The sequence below is a fragment of the Phocaeicola sp. genome (genome assembly GCF_057861905.1).
Window position 1 is genome coordinate 22954 of sequence record NZ_DBMACV010000028.1, and the last position, 17015, is coordinate 39968.

17 protein-coding genes and 1 riboswitch are annotated in these 17015 nt (G+C 43.5%); of the genes, 12 read left to right on the forward strand and 5 right to left on the reverse strand.

Translation table 11 applies throughout. The features are described 5' to 3' along the window. Window positions 1-5 precede the first annotated feature (5 nt). Window positions 6-1523, reverse strand: a complete 1518-nt coding sequence (locus ACZM60_RS07305; protein WP_021970760.1) for a bifunctional ADP-dependent NAD(P)H-hydrate dehydratase/NAD(P)H-hydrate epimerase — start codon at window positions 1521-1523, stop codon at window positions 6-8. 100 nt (window positions 1524-1623) lie between these two features. On the opposite strand from ACZM60_RS07305, the gene hpt reads away from it, so the two are divergent. The 9 genes from hpt (at window position 1624) to ACZM60_RS07350 (ending at window position 8020) form a co-directional block, all read left to right on the forward strand. Continuing rightward, a complete protein-coding gene (gene hpt, locus ACZM60_RS07310; RefSeq protein ID WP_021970759.1) occupies window positions 1624-2160 on the forward strand; it encodes a hypoxanthine phosphoribosyltransferase in 537 nt (178 codons plus the stop codon). Window positions 2161-2190: 30 nt separating this feature from the next. Further along, window positions 2191-2760, forward strand: a complete 570-nt coding sequence (locus ACZM60_RS07315) for an adenylate kinase (protein ID WP_021970758.1) — start codon at window positions 2191-2193, stop codon at window positions 2758-2760. A 171-nt stretch (window positions 2761-2931) separates the two neighbouring features. Then, window positions 2932-4116, forward strand: coding sequence for a GTPase ObgE (gene obgE / locus ACZM60_RS07320; RefSeq protein WP_021970756.1), 1185 nt, complete (start codon window positions 2932-2934; stop codon window positions 4114-4116). Continuing rightward, window positions 4116-4922 carry a peptidoglycan editing factor PgeF gene (gene pgeF, locus ACZM60_RS07325; RefSeq protein WP_021970755.1) on the forward strand — a complete coding sequence of 269 codons (807 nt, stop codon included), beginning with the start codon at window positions 4116-4118 and terminating at the stop codon, window positions 4920-4922. The genes obgE and pgeF overlap by 1 nt, the downstream gene beginning before the upstream one ends. Window positions 4923-4995: 73 nt before the next feature. Then, a complete protein-coding gene (locus tag ACZM60_RS07330; protein ID WP_418586943.1) occupies window positions 4996-5667 on the forward strand; it encodes a B3/B4 domain-containing protein in 672 nt (223 codons plus the stop codon). Next, window positions 5667-6293, forward strand: a complete 627-nt coding sequence (locus tag ACZM60_RS07335) for a M23 family metallopeptidase (RefSeq protein WP_021970753.1) — start codon at window positions 5667-5669, stop codon at window positions 6291-6293. Before ACZM60_RS07330 ends, ACZM60_RS07335 begins: the two co-directional genes overlap by 1 nt. A 23-nt stretch (window positions 6294-6316) precedes the next feature. Then, window positions 6317-6508, forward strand: coding sequence for a hypothetical protein (locus tag ACZM60_RS07340; RefSeq protein WP_418586918.1), 192 nt, complete (start codon window positions 6317-6319; stop codon window positions 6506-6508). Window positions 6509-6565: 57 nt separating this feature from the next. Beyond that, window positions 6566-7108, forward strand: a complete 543-nt coding sequence (locus ACZM60_RS07345; protein ID WP_021970751.1) for an outer membrane beta-barrel protein — start codon at window positions 6566-6568, stop codon at window positions 7106-7108. A gap of 297 nt (window positions 7109-7405) precedes the next feature. Beyond that, a complete protein-coding gene (locus ACZM60_RS07350) occupies window positions 7406-8020 on the forward strand; it encodes a porin family protein (protein ID WP_489521168.1) in 615 nt (204 codons plus the stop codon). 92 nt (window positions 8021-8112) lie between these two features. Here ACZM60_RS07350 and ACZM60_RS07355 read toward each other — a convergent pair whose 3' ends face one another. Continuing rightward, window positions 8113-9291, reverse strand: a complete 1179-nt coding sequence (locus tag ACZM60_RS07355) for a phosphoribosylaminoimidazolecarboxamide formyltransferase (protein ID WP_294595088.1) — start codon at window positions 9289-9291, stop codon at window positions 8113-8115. Between the two features lie 66 nt (window positions 9292-9357). Then, window positions 9358-9568: riboswitch (cobalamin riboswitch) on the forward strand. A gap of 155 nt (window positions 9569-9723) precedes the next feature. On the opposite strand from ACZM60_RS07355, the gene ACZM60_RS07360 reads away from it, so the two are divergent. From ACZM60_RS07360 to ACZM60_RS07370, 3 genes are read left to right on the forward strand one after another with little or no spacing between them, the layout of a single operon-like run. Then, complete coding sequence (locus tag ACZM60_RS07360; protein ID WP_489521173.1) at window positions 9724-11721, forward strand: TonB-dependent receptor plug domain-containing protein; 1998 nt, start codon at window positions 9724-9726, stop codon at window positions 11719-11721. Next, window positions 11721-13694 carry a YncE family protein gene (locus tag ACZM60_RS07365; protein ID WP_489521169.1) on the forward strand — a complete coding sequence of 658 codons (1974 nt, stop codon included), beginning with the start codon at window positions 11721-11723 and terminating at the stop codon, window positions 13692-13694. The genes ACZM60_RS07360 and ACZM60_RS07365 overlap by 1 nt, the downstream gene beginning before the upstream one ends. A 41-nt stretch (window positions 13695-13735) precedes the next feature. Next, on the forward strand, window positions 13736-14494 hold the full coding sequence (locus ACZM60_RS07370; RefSeq protein ID WP_021970746.1) for a DUF4465 domain-containing protein: 759 nt from the start codon (window positions 13736-13738) through the stop codon (window positions 14492-14494). A gap of 547 nt (window positions 14495-15041) precedes the next feature. On the opposite strand, the gene ACZM60_RS07375 is transcribed toward ACZM60_RS07370, so the two are convergent. From ACZM60_RS07375 to ACZM60_RS07385, 3 genes are read right to left on the reverse strand one after another with little or no spacing between them, the layout of a single operon-like run. Beyond that, the gene (locus ACZM60_RS07375) at window positions 15042-15902 is read right to left on the reverse strand and encodes a hypothetical protein (RefSeq protein WP_489521170.1); all 861 of its coding nucleotides are present in this window, start codon (window positions 15900-15902) and stop codon (window positions 15042-15044) included. Between the two features lie 2 nt (window positions 15903-15904). Then, window positions 15905-16312: a hypothetical protein gene (locus tag ACZM60_RS07380; RefSeq protein WP_489521171.1), complete on the reverse strand. Its 408-nt coding sequence runs from the start codon at window positions 16310-16312 to the stop codon at window positions 15905-15907. After that, window positions 16260-16901, reverse strand: coding sequence for a hypothetical protein (locus tag ACZM60_RS07385; RefSeq protein ID WP_489521172.1), 642 nt, complete (start codon window positions 16899-16901; stop codon window positions 16260-16262). The genes ACZM60_RS07380 and ACZM60_RS07385 overlap by 53 nt, the downstream gene beginning before the upstream one ends. Window positions 16902-17015 lie beyond the last annotated feature (114 nt).

Genomic DNA, 17015 nt, shown 5'->3' on the forward strand with positions numbered 1-17015 from the left:
GTTTGTTATTTAGTTTCTGTAATATTTTTCCACGCTTCAGGCAAAGCTTCAATGATGTCACTTGCCGTCATGCTGATTTCTCCTGCTCGGTCGCGGGCTATATCGCCAGCCAGGCCGTGTACATATACCGCTATGCGGCAAGCGTTTTCTGGTGCATAACCTTGTGAAAGCAGGGCAAGAATGATACCTGTCAATATATCGCCGCTGCCTCCGGTTGCCATGCCCGGATTACCTGTCGGATTGAAATAACAGTTTCCTTCGGGAGTGATGACAACGGTATAGGCGCCTTTCAGTACAATATAGCATTGCAGGTAGGCAGAAAGTTCTTTAGCCTTTGTCAGTCGTTCGAAGCTGTTGTTGCATCTTCCGATAATACGTTCCAGTTCTCCGATATGAGGTGTCAGGATGGTACGTTTCGGGATGCGGTTCAGGTAATTGCGGTGCGTGCTGAATATATTCAGAGCATCGGCATCGAGTACCAATGGTATGAAACATTCTTTCAGTTGGTCGAATGTAGCAAGTGCGGTTTCTTCTTCTTGTCCCAGTCCCGGACCGATAGCAAGTGCCTGGAAGTTGTCCAGGTCTACGGGTTCGGCAAAGTAAAGTTCATGCACGTCGTTCTGTACCATAGCTTCAGGAACGGTAGCTTGCACAATATCATGGTTGCGCACAGGAGTGTGGACAGTCAGTAGTCCGATGCCCGAGCGCAGGCAAGCGCGTGCTGCAAGGACGGAAGCTCCTGCCATACCGTATGAACCGGCAATCAGCAGCCCGTGTCCGAAATTACCTTTATGCGCAAAACGTCCGCGTGGTTTTATCATCTGGCGTATGTCGTCAGCTTCGGTTATGGTATAGGGAGTTACTGCTTCTTCGATGAAAGTCTTATTGATGCCGATATCCAGTAATTTCCATTCGCCTACGATATCTTCGTTTTCGGGGAAAAGGAAGGAAAGCTTAGGCAACTGTATGCTTAATGTAAGATCGGCACGGATAATGTTCTGGCGGATATTGTTTGAATTGTCTTCTCCCATCAATCCTGAAGGGAGATCGATGGAAACGACGGTAGATTGTGATGCGTTGATATATTTCACGACCGATGCAAATCCGCCACTTAACGGTTTGTTCAGGCCGGAACCGAAAAGTCCGTCTACTACAATATCGTCTTTGGTCAGTTTTGGAGGATCGAAGCTGGTACTGATTTCGTGGTAATTGGAGAAACCACATTCCTGTAAGCGTTGTACGTTCTTCATGCAGTCGTCCGATAATACACCGGTGATGTTGAACAAATAGACTTCTACAGTATAGCTTTTCTGGAACAGCATACGTGCCACGGCTACGGCATCGCCACCGTTATTTCCTGAACCTGCAAATATAACAATGCGATGGGATTTATCCCAGCGGCGGCAGATTTCTTCAGTAAGCAGTGAGGCTGCTTTCTCCATCAGATTGATGGAAAGTATGTTTCCTTGGGCGATAGTATAAGCATCCGCCTCTTTTTGTTGAGTGCAACTAAGTATTTTCATCTTTATTCTCAATAGCTATTTGTCGGTAAAAGTACGAAAAAAGTATAGAAGTTTGAGGGATAATTCGTATTTTTGTCCCAATTTTATAAAGTTATATATTATGAGTGTAATTCAGATCAAAGATAAACGCTTTAAGACTTTTATTCCTGAGGAGAAGATATTAACGGAAGTTGCCCGTGTGGCTGACGAAATCAATCGTGATTTATCTGGTACTAACCCGCTTTTTATAAGTGTACTGAATGGCTCGTTTATGTTTACCGCCGATCTGATGAAGCACTTGACTATGCCTTGTGAGGTGTCTTTTGTGAAGCTGGCTTCGTATGCAGGTACGTCTTCCACAGGAAAGGTGAAGGAACTGGTAGGCCTGGGCGATGACATTACCGGACGTACAGTTGTAATTGTTGAAGATATTGTCGATACGGGACTTACTATGAAGCAGTTGGTAGAAACGCTTCGTGCACATAATCCGAAAGAAATCAGAATCGCTACATTGCTGGTGAAGCCTGATAAACTGAAGGTGGATCTGGATATTCATTATGTAGCAATGAATATTCCGAACGATTTTATCGTTGGATATGGACTGGATTATGACGGATTGGGACGTAACTACCGTGACATTTATACAGTGATAGAATAATTATTCATAAATTAAATAAAGGTAAGAAAGATGTTGAACATTGTAATTTTCGGTGCACCGGGTTCAGGTAAAGGAACTCAGAGTGCTCGTATTGTAGAGAAATATGGCTTGAACCACATCTCTACTGGTGACGTTTTGCGTGCAGAAATCAAGAATGGTACAGAACTGGGTAAGACTGCCAAAGGATATATCGATAACGGTCAGTTGATTCCGGATGCTTTGATGATTGATATTCTGGCTAGCGTATTCGATAGCTTCAAAGATAGCAAAGGTGTTATTTTCGATGGTTTCCCACGTACAATCGCTCAGGCTGAGGCTCTGAAAGAAATGTTGAAGGTTCGTGGTCAGGAAGTTTCTATCATGCTTGATCTGGAAGTACCCGAAGATGAACTGATGACTCGTCTGATTAAGCGTGGACAGGAATCAGGTCGTGCTGACGATAATGAAGAAACTATCAAGAAACGTCTGGTAGTTTATCATTCTCAGACTGCTCCTCTGATTGACTGGTATAAGAATGATGGTAAGTATTGCCACATCAACGGTCTGGGTTCAATGGATGGTATCTTTGCAGATATTTGCACAGCTATCGACAAACTTTAATTAAGTGACATAAAAACGGAGAATGCAGGAACTTCCGTTTGGAGGTTTCTCGTTCTCTTTTTTAATAAATAGTAGTGCGGAACAGATTGAGAGGATAGTCTGTGAACCGTATACTTTTCAGAAGGACCGTTTGACTGACGGTCGGCTTTTTTAATTTTTCAAAGAAATATTATGGCTGAATCGAATTTTGTTGATTATGTAAAAATCTACTGCCGCTCCGGTAAGGGAGGGCGCGGCTCGGTACACATGCGCCGTGAGAAATATATGCCCAACGGAGGTCCTGACGGTGGCGACGGTGGTAGAGGAGGTCATGTTATCTTGCGGGGAAACCGCAATTACTGGACTTTGCTGCACCTGAAATATGAGCGTCACGTGTTTGCTGAACACGGAGGAAATGGCTCGAAAAACAAGAGTTTCGGAAAAGATGGTGCCGACAAGGTTATTGAAGTACCGTGCGGTACTGTGGTATACAATGCCGAAACGGGCGAATATGTGTGCGACATTACCGAAGACGGACAGGAAGTCATTCTCTTGAAAGGAGGGCGTGGAGGACTAGGCAACTGGCACTTCCGTACAGCTACTCGTCAGGCACCGCGTTTTGCGCAACCTGGTGAGCCGATGCAGGAGATGACTGTTATTTTGGAATTGAAACTATTGGCAGATGTCGGTCTGGTTGGCTTCCCGAATGCCGGAAAGTCGACTCTTTTGTCTACCGTATCAGCTGCACGTCCGAAAATTGCTAATTATCCGTTTACTACACTGGAACCTAATCTGGGTATCGTATCTTATCGTGACGGCAAGTCGTTCGTCATGGCTGATATCCCGGGTATCATAGAAGGTGCAAGTGAAGGTAAAGGACTTGGACTTCGTTTTTTGCGTCATATTGAACGCAACTCGTTGTTGTTGTTCATGGTTCCCGGCGATTCTGATGATATCCGTCGCGAATATGATATTTTGCTGAATGAGCTGGCTAAGTTTAATCCGGAGATGCTCGACAAGCAACGGGTGCTTGCAATTACGAAGTGTGACATGCTGGACGAAGAATTGATAGAGATGCTGACACCGACATTGCCCGAAAATATACCTCATGTATTTATTTCGTCTGTTGCCAATATGGGCATTCAACAGTTGAAAGATATCTTGTGGGAAGAATTGAACAAAGACAGCAACCGTTTGGAAGGACTTCGTCAGGCATCTATCGTGCACCGTGCGAAAGATGTAACCAAGCTTCAGGAAGAGTTGAAGGAAATGGGTGAGGATGAGGACTTCGATTATGAATATGAGGATGCTGACGATGATGAAGATTTTGACTACGAGTATGAGGAAGTAGATTGGGACGACGAACCGCAGAAGTGATGATTCAGTATTCAAACGATAAAAGAATGTTGGAGTATGGTTTGATGAAATCGTACCCCGGCATTTTTTGTTTTTCCACAACTCGTCATGGCGGGTATAGTACAGGAAAGTATGCTTCCTTTAATTGTAATAGTTACTGCGGAGATACACAGGAGAATGTTTTGGCAAACAGACAGTTATTGTGTGATTTGCTGCCGGGCACAGAAAAGGAATTGATTATACCGCATCAGGTGCATCGTACGGAAGTACGGATTATCGATCATGAATTTCTTGATAGGCCGGAAGCAGAAAGAACCTCATTGCTGGAAGGGGTGGATGCACTGGTAACTGATGTCTCTGGAAAATGTATCTGCATATCAACAGCCGACTGTGTGCCTGTGATGTGTTTCGATGTGAAGCATCGTGTTGTTGCTGCAATACATGCAGGCTGGCGAGGGACGGTTGCTCGTATCGTTACCAGAACTTTGGAAATTATGAGTTGTACTTATGGGACTCAAGGTAAGGATGTGATAGCATGTATTGGCCCAAGTATATCGCTGGAAGCTTTCGAAGTGGGTGATGAAGTCTATGATTGTTTTAAACAGAGTGGTTTTGATATGGAGCATATCGCTTTCCGTAGTGACAAATGGCATATTGATTTGTGGGAGGCGAACCGATTGCAGTTACTTGATTTTGGAGTATTACCTTCGAATATTGAGATAAGTGGCATTTGTACCTGGAAAGAAAATTCGGATTTCTTTTCCGCGCGCAGGCAGGGTATTGCTTCGGGACGTATTCTTTCAGGTATTATGTTGGAGTCTGTTTAATTGTACAGTCTATTTTTGTCGTAGTTTGTATTGAACAGGAGTTTTGTTGAAGTAATAATAAAATCAGTATACAATGAAGAAATTAACCATAGAAGTATCCGATGAGCTGAAGCATGCATGGCCTCAGTTTCGTGGAGCTGCAGTTTTTGCTACGGTAAAAAATACAGCATATAATGAAGAGCTGTGGAAACGTATCGGGGAGTTTACAGCTTTGTATCGCTCTAAATATACAACCGACTCCATTAAGGAAATGCCGGCTATTCAGGCAACCCGACAGGCTTATAAGAAATGTGGTAAAGATCCTAGTCGTTACCGTCCTTCTTCGGAAGCTCTGTGTCGTCGTATATTGAGAGGTATTCCTTTGTATCAGATAGATACATTGGTAGATTTGATTAATCTGGCTTCAATATATAGCGGACATTCCATCGGAGGCTTCGATCTGGACAAGATACAGGGCGATCGGCTGGTATTAGGTATCGGTAAGGCGGGAGAACCTTATGAGGGAATCGGTCGTGGCGAGCTGAATATAGAAGGTATGCCGGTATATCGTGATGCTGTAGGGGGTGTGGGAACTCCTACCAGCGATAATGAACGCACGAAGATAAGTGAAAGCACCACACATCTGCTTGCTATTATGAACGGATATAGTGGAAATGAGGGGCTGGAAGATAATGTTAATTATATGATTGGCTTACTGAAAGAGTTTGCCGATGCCCAGGATGTTGAACTTGTATTTTTTGAGTGATGAAACGAATAGTACGAGCTGGATTGTTACTGTGTGGATGGTTGGGATGTATATTATCTGTATATGCAGCAGAGCCTGATCCGAAAGGATTTTCGGTAATGGAGCGCAACCATATTCGTGTAAAGACTCCTGAGCTTTTTGCTAAGGGGAATAGTTTTGAAATTCATTTAGAGAACCTTCCGGATTCAGCATTTTGTTTTCCATTGCCAAAAGGAAAGGTGATATCTGCATATGGAGCGCGAGGTGGACATAGTGGATCGGATATAAAGACTCGTGCGAACGATACCATTCGCTGTGTCTTCGATGGGATAGTACGTATGGCAAAGCATTATGGCGGATATGGCAAGGTCGTTGTTGTGCGGCATGCTAACGGGTTGGAAACCATTTATAGTCATAATTCGAAGAATTTGGTAGCTGTTGGTGATACGGTAAAGGCCGGACAACCTGTCGGGCTGACAGGACGCACCGGGCGAGCTACAACAGAACATTTGCATTTTGAAATAAGGGTGAACGGACAACATTTGAATCCGAGTATTCTTTTTGATATGAAAACGGGAACTCCTTTAAAGCGTACGCTTGTGTGTACCAAGAATGGAAATCATGTAAAATTAGTACCGAAAAAATAAATTAAAAGAAAAAGGTAAAATATATGGATATAGAGAAAATACTTACAGAGGGAATTGTCTTTAAAGGAAGTAAGTCGCCTTCGGTAAAGAAGGAAGATAAGGTAAAGACAAAGGCGAAGAAAAAAACGTATATTACTGGACTGCATGGCTCTGGATCGGCTAAAATGAAAGCAGAATATCGCCGCAGACGGGCTAACCGTCATAAGAATGGATAAGGCTAATAACGTAGCACTAGACATATTTTGTATAACTAACTAATTTTTTATGTAATCATGAAGAAAATTTTAATGCTTGTGGTTGTGTTGATGGCTGCTTTGTCGTCGTATGCACAGGAAATGTATTTGGGAGGTGGTATCAGTCTTTGGAGAGATTGTGATGCCGACATTAATACATTCTCGATTTCGCCTGATTTCGGTTATAACTTGAATGAACGTTGGGCTATAGGTGGAGAGTTATCGTATTCTCATAAGGGTACTACATCTTATGATGATGAGCATGCAAAAATATCCTCACATATAAATAGTTTTGCGATAGCTCCGTATGCTCGTTATTCTTTCTATGAAAACAAAATTGTACGTTTGTTTATCGATATGGGTTTAGGCTTTTCTACTTCAAAAGCTGAACATGGAGATGCTGTGAATGGTTTTGAAATCGGTTTGAAGCCGGGGCTGGCTGTTAAGTTAAATCATAGCTTCAGCTTTATCACTAAAGTTGGTTTTGCTGGTTATCGTGATGATTATTTCAAAGGATCTGATGGTTTTGGCGTAACTCTCGAGGGAGAGAATATTTCTATCGGTATCGATTATGAATTTTAATGCAACCTTTTTAAAGGTATAATCAGGCAAGAAAGTCTGTATGGGTTGTATAACCGTTGCCCCTGTTGTATATTTTGTTCGATTCATACAGCAGGGGTAATTTATTTTCAGTTAGGAAAGAACAAGATGTAAAAAAGTCGGATATTATAGTCATTATGGTTGTTTCGTGATTCTTTTTCCAAAATTTAGATTGTGAATGTTGAGTGATATGCTTATATTTGTTTTTAGAAGCTTTTTCTCAATGACCTTAATTGGAATAAGCGTATCTTATTTTCTCAACAATAAACAGTCTTGACTATGAAAAAACTGTATCTCTTAGTATTATGTGTTCTGTCGGCAATGTTTGTCAACGCACAAGAAACAATGTGGAATTTAAAAATTGGTTTAGGAGCTTCTTCGTGGATGGGAGATGGTTATGGACCGGCAAAAGCTTTGTTTAACCAGCGTATCGGAGTCGGGGTGGATATACCACTTACAGGATGGATGTCTTTTCAGACAGGGTTAAACTGGACTTCGAAGGGTGCAAAATATTCGTTGATGGGTGATACGAAGCAAACTGTCAACCAGAATTATTTTGAAATGCCGATTTTGGCTGCTTTTCATATAGGAACTCCTAAAAACTTTGATGTTGTGATAGCCGGAGGAGGGTACATCGGTTGTGGTATTGTAGGTAAAACTGAACAGAAAACGGATGATGTTACTTCGTCCTGGGCTACTTTCAATGATGCTTGTTTGAATAATGTGAAAATATGGGATGGTCTTCGTCGTTTCGATGCAGGTATACAAGCGGGTGTGAACCTTGATTTCCGTCATTATCTGGTAGGTATAGAAGGTGAATTTGGTTTGGCTCGTATGTGGAAACACGGACCTCGTAACTTGGCTATTTTCGCTACGGTAGGATATAAATTCTGAGTGAAGGAACAGATAAACAAAAAGGCGGACAACAACCGGAAAAAGAGTGCCGGTGTTGTCCGCCTTTATCGTTTGTGAGTTATTGCGGTTTATTAATGGTGGAACAAGCGGATACCTGTAAATGCCATGGCAATACCATATTTGTCGCAAGTAGCGATTACATGATCATCACGTACGGATCCTCCTGCCTGTGCAATGTATTCTACACCACTTTTGTGAGCACGTTCAATGTTGTCACCGAAGGGGAAGAATGCGTCTGAACCCAGTGAAACACCTTTCAGTGTATTCAGCCATGCACGTTTCTCTTCGCGAGTCAAAACTTCCGGCTTTTCGGTAAAGAACTGCTGCCATACACCGTCGGCAAGCACATCGTCATGCTCGTCGCTGATATAAACATCGATGGTATTGTCACGGTCGGCACGACGGATTTTTTCTACCCATGGCAAGTTCAGAACTTTCGGATGCTGGCGCAGATACCAGACATCTGCCTTGTTTCCAGCCAGACGGGTACAGTGGATACGGCTCTGTTGTCCGGCTCCGATACCGATAGCCTGTCCGTCTTTTACGTAACATACGGAGTTCGACTGGGTATATTTCAGTGTAATCAGGGCAATCATCAGATCGCGGCGTGCAGATTCGGGGAAGTTCTTATTCTGAGTAGGAATGTTGGCAAACAGATTGTCACCGTTCAGCTTGATTTCGTTACGTCCTTGTTCGAATGTAATACCGAACACATCTTTGTGTTCTATCGGTGCAGGACGGTAGGACGGATCTATCTTGATAATATTGTATGTACCCTTACGTTTGCTTTTCAGTATTTCCAGCGCTTCGTCTGTATAGCCCGGAGCAATCACTCCATCGGAAACTTCACGGTGAATGAAACGGGCGGTAGCTTCATCACACACGTCGCTCAGTGCGATGAAATCACCATATGAAGACATACGGTCGGCTCCACGGGCACGTACGTATGCATTTGCCAGCGGAGAAAGTGGAAGATCGTCTACGAAGTAAATCTTTTTCATCGTATCGTCTAGTTCCAGACCGATGGCTGCACCTGCAGGGCTCACATGCTTAAACGAGGTTGCGGCCGGAAGTCCGGTAGCTTCTTTCAGTTCTTTCACTAACTGCCATCCGTTCAGTGCATCCAGGAAATTAATGTATCCGGGACGTCCGTTCAATACTTCGATAGGCAGTTCTCCTTCTTGCATAAAAATACGTGCCGGTTTCTGGTTAGGATTACAGCCGTACTTCAATTCGAGTTCTTTTGCCATAATTTATATGTTTTAGTTGCTTGTCTACAAAATTACGGAATATTTTCGGCTTATTGAAAAAACTTTCTACCTTTGTGACGCATTGGTTCAAAAGGTTATCTCTTTTTCACTGGATAATCTGATGATTAAAAGGGAATCAGGTGCAAGTCCTGAACAGTCCCGCTGCTGTAAATTCCGTGTATATTGCAGGCAATCGCTCAAGCCACTGGAATGATTTTCCGGGAAGGTAGTCTGCAATAGGAATGAGTCAGAAGACCTGCCATGCATAGTTTCTTCACAGCTTTCGAGGAAAAAGCGTGGGATGATCTGTCGGTACATATTCTTTCTGTTCACCCCGATGCTTTATTTTCGCAAGCGACGCAGAAGCGGAGAAATCCGTTGGCTGTAATTATAATGTATGAAAAAATGAAGTATATCGTATGTAGTTGGATAATGCTGGTCGGGTTTGCAGCGAGATGTTATGGCGGGCAGGATGTAGATACCACGAAGGTTTATTCCATACCGGAGGTGGTGGTGTCCGACCGTTACCAGACGCGTGAAGTACGTTCAGCCGCTCCTCTCCAGATTTTTTCCCGTGAGGAACTGAAAACACTGAATGTGATGCAGGTGTCCGATGCCGTGAAACATTTTTCGGGAGTAACGGTAAAAGATTACGGGGGGATAGGAGGACTGAAAACGGTTTCCATCCGAAGTCTGGGAGCACAGCATACGGTAGTGGGATACGACGGGATTGCTGTAACCGACTGTCAGGCCGGTCAGGTGGATATCGGGCGTTTTTCGCTGGAGAACGTAGACCGTCTGATACTAAGCAACGGACAGGGGGACCAGATTTTTCAGCCTGCGCGATTTTTCGCCTCGGCAGGAATCTTGAATATCCAGACACTGACTCCTGTTTTTCACGACAATAAGCCGACGAATCTCAGTGCTTCGCTGAAATCGGGCTCGTGGGGATTGCTGAATCCTTCGCTCTTGCTGGAGCAGAAGCTGGGAGCGAAATGGGCACTGACGGCCAATGCCGAATGGATGTCGTCCGACGGGCACTACCCTTATACTTTATATTATGGTGATGAAGGCGATCAGTCCAGCCGTGAAAAGCGTAAAAATACCGATGTACAGACCTTTCGTGCTGAGGCCGGCTTGTTTGGTAATTTCTCCGATACGGAACAGTGGAGGCTGAAGGCTTATTATTACCAGTCATCTCGCGGACTTCCCAATGCGACTACACTGTATTACGATTATTCCTCCCAGCATTTATGGGACAAGAATATGTTTGTCCAAAGCCAGTATAAGAAAGAGTTCAACCGTAAGTGGGCCTTTCAGGCATCGGGTAAATGGAACTGGATGTACCAGCATTATCTGGACCCTGATTATAAAGGAACTACCGGACAGAGTGAAAACAGTTATTTCCAGCAGGAGTATTATCTTTCGGCAGCCGTACTTTTTCGTGCGTTGGATTGTCTTTCTTTTTCTCTTTCGACCGACGGAAGTGTTAACCGCATGAACTGCGACTTGAAAGATTTTGCCAAGCCTGTACGCTATTCGTGGCTCACCGCGCTGGCGGGCAAATATGTCAATGAGTGGATGACACTTTCGGCTTCTCTGTTGTCGACAGTGGTTTATGAGGATGTAGCCAAAGGTAATAGTGCCGGAGGGCATCGGAAATTGTCTCCATATGCCAGCGTATCGTTTAAGCCGTTTGCTTCCGAAGATTTTCGTATTCGTTTTTTCTATAAAGATATTTTCCGCTTGCCGAGTTTCAATGACTTGTATTACGGACAGACAGGGAACATTCGTCTGAAACCGGAAAATGCCAGTCAGCTGAATGTCGGGCTGACATACAGCAAGCGTGTATCCAACTGGCTTTCTTATGTTTCGGTTACGGTGGATGCTTATTCCAACCGGGTGACAGATAAGATAGTGGCTATACCTACCAAGAATCTGTTTATCTGGAGCATGGTCAATCTCGGTAAGGTCGATATAAAGGGAATAGATTTTACGGCAAGCCTGAGCATACAACCGGTGAAGAAGTATGTGCTGACTCTGTCGGGAAATTATACGTACCAGCGGGCACTGGATGTCACCAATCCGGATCCTTCTACGCTGGAAGGAAAGACCTATAAGCATCAGATAGCGTATACACCGCGTGTCTCGGGCTCCGGACAGGCCGTACTCGAAACGCCGTGGGTCGATTTGTCGTACTCCATGCTGTTCTCGGGCAAGCGTTATGCACTGGGACAGAATATATCCAAGAACCGTTTGAATGGATATACCGATCACAGTGTGTCTGCCCGTCGTAGTTTTCGATGGGGAAAGACTGATATTTCCCTGTCGGCCGAGGTGCTGAATCTGGCGAATAAGAATTATGAAATTGTGAAAAACTTCCCGATGCCCGGACGGTCTTTCCGTATTACGGTCGGGGTTAAATATTGATGTGCATGAAGAAGCTGGTATTTATAGTATGTTCGCTGGCTCTCCTGTTTGCCGGTTGCGACGATCTGGAAGATAAACCTTATGTGGCAGGTGAGGCGAACGGGGTAGTCGAGGATTACGGAACGGCGGAAATGTATATATTGAACGAGGGACTGTTTAACCTGAACAACAGTACGCTGGCAAGGTATTCGTTTCAGACGGGGACTTGTTCGTACGATTATTTCCGTGCGCTGAATCATCGTGGGCTGGGAGATACGGCCAATGACATGGATATTTACGGCAGTAAGTTGTATATAGTTGTGAATGTTTCGAGTACGGTAGAGGTAGTAGACCTTCAGACAGGGCTTTCCATCAAACAGATTCCGATGCTGACCGATAATGGCAGTTCCCGTCAGCCTCGTGCTATTGCTTTTGAGGAAGGAAAGGCCTATGTCTGTTCTTACGATGGAACAGTAGTCCGTATCGATACGACTTCGCTGGAGATAGACGGTATTACGGAAGTGGGGCGTAATCCGGAGGACTTGTGTGTGCAGGACGGTAAACTTTACGTTTCCAATTCCGGTGGATTGGACTGGGCTGGGATAGGAGTAGACCGTACGGTTTCTGTTGTCGATCTGTCGACCTTTACAGAAAGCAAGAAGATAGAGGTCGGTCCCAATCCGGGGAAAATATTGGCTGGTCCCGATCATAGTGTATGGGTTGCCACTCAAGGCGAACAGATAGAACAAGGCGACTATAAACTGGTGAAGATAAACACGCAGTCGGATGTAGTGGAAAAGATATATGATGAGCCGGTCATGGACTTTGCCTTCGATTACAACACGGCTTATCTCTATAATTACGATTACGCTACCGGACAGACGGCCTTCAAGGTTTTCAATCTGACTACAGGGGAGGTGGTGAGAAGTCGGTTCATCACCGACGGAACCCAGATAGAGCGTCCGTTTTCCATTCAGGTGAATCCGTATAGCAGTAATATATATATCACCGAAGCCTACAATTATCAGGTAGACGGTGATTTGTTGTGCTTCACACCTGAGGGTGAGCTCATGTTCCGTTTGAGCGGGGTAGGGTTGAACCCGAATACCGTACTGTTCCGCGATGAGGCAGCCAATGTCGATACGCCGGAGAATCCGGATGATTCGGACGGGATGGCTGCCTATGCCGATAAGGTGCTCGATTATGTTCCTGCACCTACGCAGTATATGAATACGACTACTACGGCTTACGTTGAAGGTTTTACGACCAAACAGCAGGTATTGGACTATGCCACCGAGCGGCTTCAGAAGAAGTCCTTGTTATCGTTGGGGGCATATGGAGGATATATCGTGTTGGGCTTTTCTCAGCCTGTGCCGAATGTCGCCGGAGAGTACGATTTCAAGATTTACGGTAACGCCAACTACAATCCGAATGCCTGGCAGGATCGTCTGGGAGGAAGTGCCGAACCAGGTATCGTACTGGTGTCGAAAGATGAGAACGGCAACGGTCTGCCCGATGATACGTGGTATGAATTGGCTGGCAGTGAGTACGGAAAGAATACGGAAATTCGTAATTACGAAATAACCTATTATCGTCCTGAGCCCGAAGATGCGGATGTGCGCTGGACGGATAATCAGGGAAACGAAGGCTATGTGTATCGGAATACGTTCCATCAGCAGGCTTCGTATTATCCGCTTTGGGAAGAAAGTGACCGCTTGACGTTCCGTGGAACGCGTCTGAAAGACAATGCCGTTGATGAAAATGGAGTTTGGGTAGGCTATGCTTACGATTGGGGGTATGCCGATAATCACCCAAACAGTACGGAAATGTCGAAGTTCAAGATAGACTGGGCGGTAGATTCCCAGGGTAACAAGGTAACTCTCGATGAGATTGATTTCGTGAAGATTTATACGGCGGTCAACCAATATTGTGGACAAATAGGAGAGCTTTCTACCGAGATTACCGGAATAGAGAATTTGCATTATAAGAAATGAACAGTAAACTATATTTATTCATTTAATTAATTAAACGACAGATGAAAAAGTTATTTTTTGTTTTGTACGCATGCTTATGCGTAGGATTGTGGAGTTGTAGTAACGATGATGAACCGACAGCTCCGAATGAAAAGCAGGATGTGGTAGTTAGTTTCGAAGACAAGCTGACAGAAGCTAATACGGCGTTTGCTCCCACAGAGGGTGAACAATACAATGACTGGTATAAGGTTACATCGTTTACAGACAGTAAATCGTTGGTTAAGTGTAACAGCTATTTTGGCGACTGGGGATTCGGTGGCGGATTTACATATACTAATACCACCGATGTAACTACTCCGGGCTATTTAAATCTCAGTGCGATAACAGGTAAGGGTAAAGAAGGTAGTGTATATCTTACCGTAGCATTGTCGAATCCTACACAATTGGATAACTTGCAGACAGATAAGTATCAGTTCAAGGGTGCTTACATTACCAACACGACTTACGATTATCTGGCAATAAAAGATGGAAACGATGGCAGTGGAGTGGTAAAAGGTCCCTTTACCGATGGAGATTATTTTACAGTAACAGCTATCGGTCATGATGCTTCTGGTAAAGAAGTCGGAAGAAATACTTTCTATTTGGCAGACTATCGCGATGGAAAGAACTCGGTTGTAAATACTTGGGAATGGTTCGACTGGACTCCGCTGGCTGGTGCAGCTTATGTTACTTTCGAAATGGCGTCTACCGATACAGGAGAGTATGGTATGAATACTCCGAACTATTTCTGTCTGGATGGCATTACATTGACCGAAAAATAAGGTTTTATCTTTCTTACTCTAATTAGGAGGGTGACTGTATATCAAAACTGACTTTTGGAAAAGATGGGGTTTTGTTTTTAAGACGTAGGCAACTCATGATACCAAGAGAAAGGAAAAATGGTCCAAACCAAAGTGATCCTCTTGAAAATGAGGAATGTAACTACAGAATTTTTAAGGAACCTTCTGAAAATTGCTAGAGTAACAATCGTATAGATTGAAACTTAATAGTAAAAAATCTCCTGCTTTCAGCCATATAAATGAATGAAGGCTAAAGCAGGAGATTTGTATATTGTAACTTATAGATATTATTGCTGCCCGATAAAAATTGTCAAACCGTTAGTCATACTCTGATATCAAACTGACTACGTAACAACTCAGTAAAAGGGCTTGGCGTCATCTTTTCTTTTACCTTTGAGCTGTACCACTTTTAGCTCTCTTGGTAAGGCAACAGACTCTTAATTAGCTTTTTATTTTTTTCAGGTTTTCGGTCTTTAAGTCAAGTTTATCTATGCTAAAATGGAGTGATTGTTGTCATTTATTAGGCAGATCATTTTTCGGAAAGCGGTTCCGTATAGATGCGAGCTGTTGGCCAATTTTTATCAATCCGAAGCTGTACGATGCGTGTCTGTTCTGTTTCCCAAATAGCCAGAGGAGTTGCATAGTCAGGATGATAATCAAAATCGGCTGTAAATGCTTCCGTCAATTCGGGGGAATTTCTGTCAATGGAAGGAGCACCGTATATTTGGGTTATGTAGTGGTAAAGTGCTTCGGATGATTTTTCATAGAATGCCTGTTCGTCTTCTCCGGCAGAATTAAATACGTAAAGGTTCCACCCTGGTACGCCATTGTCGGACAGCTGATTATAATATGTCAATTCGAAGTCACTGTTGAACAGGTTTACGGTACCTGTCCCCGTCTGCCCTGTTTCATTGGGAAATTCGTTCCACTTCCATCCTAAAAAGTCTTTTGTAACGACTTGCAGGTCGAGTGTATCACTCCTGAAGGTTTCTTTTTGGTTTTTATATCCTGCCAGGTATGTTTTATACTCGCCGGGATAATAAAAGCAGTGACTCCATTGGAAAAACTTTTTATTTTGTTCCATGATACAGAATGAGTGGAGATTTTTGTCTTTATCTTCTACTATCCATGCAATTGAATCAAACTGATGGGATATGTCCAGCATGGAAACGGTACGATTGAACGAAATTGAGAAAACGGTCAGATCCAGCAAGTTACAGGTTGTCTTATCCGTATGCAACTGAAAGGTCAGACTTCCGTTTTCCGGCGTTTCTGTTTCAGGGTTTTCACTGTTCCCTGTATTGCCTGTGATTTCGGATAATTCAGTGCTCTTTTCACATCCACATAAGGTGATGAGGCACAGCATAGGTAGTAGTATCGCTTTCTTCATGCTCATAATGCTGTTACAAATTCATATCTTGTATATTCTGTAAATGAGTTGTCTTTGCTTAGTTCCAGATAAACCTTTCCTGAATCTTTTGAATAATAAAAACGGAAATAGAGGAACAAAGGGTCATTGCCATCGGCTGGTTTTATTAATAAACTTCTGTTGGGGAGCAAGATAGACATCAGACCTTGGAAGCTGGCATATTTGTTATCTTTCTTATAGTAGACAAAGTAATCATCCTTATAGTAGACATAATCATCATGGGTTCGTTGGTAAAGCTCGATGGTGGAAAAGTTCTCATCTTCTTCGTTAATGATGCCATTCTGTGAATAGACGGACTTCCATTTGCCATAGAACGGACTAGCTAGTATGGTTGAATTCTCCGTCGCCTTGTATCGACAGTTTCTCTGCATCCGCCTGACAGATGAGGTCCTTGGTAGTAGTCATATTGAATAGCAGTTGGATACCGTTCTGGGTTCTGAACCACGAGTATTTCTGACTTTCCCAAATACCGGAAGTATTGAAGGTGAAACATTCGGCACCACCATCAGAGGCGAAAGTATAATAGAAAGTAGAGCCGGTAAAATGGTTGTGTGCGTCGGTTGCAAGCCAGGAGCCGATAAAAGGACAATCGAGGATATACGACAGTTGGGGATTCTTCAACTGAAGAGTTGCTCCATAAAACGAATAGTTACAATCTTTTATGGATTTGCCGTTGTCAAAATCAATGTACAATTGATTGTTGGAACAGTACCATTTCAGTGTACCATCATCATAAGACCCTTTACCGTTTTTTTCGAAAACGAGTGTCTGGGAAAAATCACTGTCATTGCCCGAAGCATATTTCCACTTACCCTCCAGTTGCCAGTCGTAACTTTTGATAATCTCTTCTATTTCCTCTCCGTCGGGAGTGTTGGAGGGAGTTTCATTGTCGTTGCAGCCTGGCAAGCAGAACAGGCTGAAACATAGTAGCATACTACTTAATGCATACTTCATGTTCATATTGAGTATTAGTTTAACGTGAGTTCGACGAATTGTAAGTGTTTGTAAATTTGGTGATTAGCGAAAATTGTTGTAACTTTATAGTGCTGAATTACAAAGAATTACAAACAATAA

Bases quoted from the DNA above. Each gene is read 5' to 3' on its own strand.
- ACZM60_RS07305 (WP_021970760.1), bottom strand. From the start codon at position 1,523: ATGAAAATACTTAGTTGCACTCAACAAAAAGAGGCGGATGCTTATACT.
- hpt (WP_021970759.1), top strand. From the start codon at position 1,624: ATGAGTGTAATTCAGATCAAAGATAAACGCTTTAAGACTTTTATTCCT.
- ACZM60_RS07315 (WP_021970758.1), top strand. From the start codon at position 2,191: ATGTTGAACATTGTAATTTTCGGTGCACCGGGTTCAGGTAAAGGAACT.
- obgE (WP_021970756.1), top strand. From the start codon at position 2,932: ATGGCTGAATCGAATTTTGTTGATTATGTAAAAATCTACTGCCGCTCC.
- pgeF (WP_021970755.1), top strand. From the start codon at position 4,116: ATGATTCAGTATTCAAACGATAAAAGAATGTTGGAGTATGGTTTGATG.
- ACZM60_RS07330 (WP_418586943.1), top strand. From the start codon at position 4,996: ATGAAGAAATTAACCATAGAAGTATCCGATGAGCTGAAGCATGCATGG.
- ACZM60_RS07335 (WP_021970753.1), top strand. From the start codon at position 5,667: ATGAAACGAATAGTACGAGCTGGATTGTTACTGTGTGGATGGTTGGGA.
- ACZM60_RS07340 (WP_418586918.1), top strand. From the start codon at position 6,317: ATGGATATAGAGAAAATACTTACAGAGGGAATTGTCTTTAAAGGAAGT.
- ACZM60_RS07345 (WP_021970751.1), top strand. From the start codon at position 6,566: ATGAAGAAAATTTTAATGCTTGTGGTTGTGTTGATGGCTGCTTTGTCG.
- ACZM60_RS07350 (WP_489521168.1), top strand. From the start codon at position 7,406: ATGAAAAAACTGTATCTCTTAGTATTATGTGTTCTGTCGGCAATGTTT.
- ACZM60_RS07355 (WP_294595088.1), bottom strand. From the start codon at position 9,291: ATGGCAAAAGAACTCGAATTGAAGTACGGCTGTAATCCTAACCAGAAA.
- ACZM60_RS07360 (WP_489521173.1), top strand. From the start codon at position 9,724: ATGCTGGTCGGGTTTGCAGCGAGATGTTATGGCGGGCAGGATGTAGAT.
- ACZM60_RS07365 (WP_489521169.1), top strand. From the start codon at position 11,721: ATGTGCATGAAGAAGCTGGTATTTATAGTATGTTCGCTGGCTCTCCTG.
- ACZM60_RS07370 (WP_021970746.1), top strand. From the start codon at position 13,736: ATGAAAAAGTTATTTTTTGTTTTGTACGCATGCTTATGCGTAGGATTG.
- ACZM60_RS07375 (WP_489521170.1), bottom strand. From the start codon at position 15,902: ATGAAGAAAGCGATACTACTACCTATGCTGTGCCTCATCACCTTATGT.
- ACZM60_RS07380 (WP_489521171.1), bottom strand. From the start codon at position 16,312: ATGCAGAGAAACTGTCGATACAAGGCGACGGAGAATTCAACCATACTA.
- ACZM60_RS07385 (WP_489521172.1), bottom strand. From the start codon at position 16,901: ATGAACATGAAGTATGCATTAAGTAGTATGCTACTATGTTTCAGCCTG.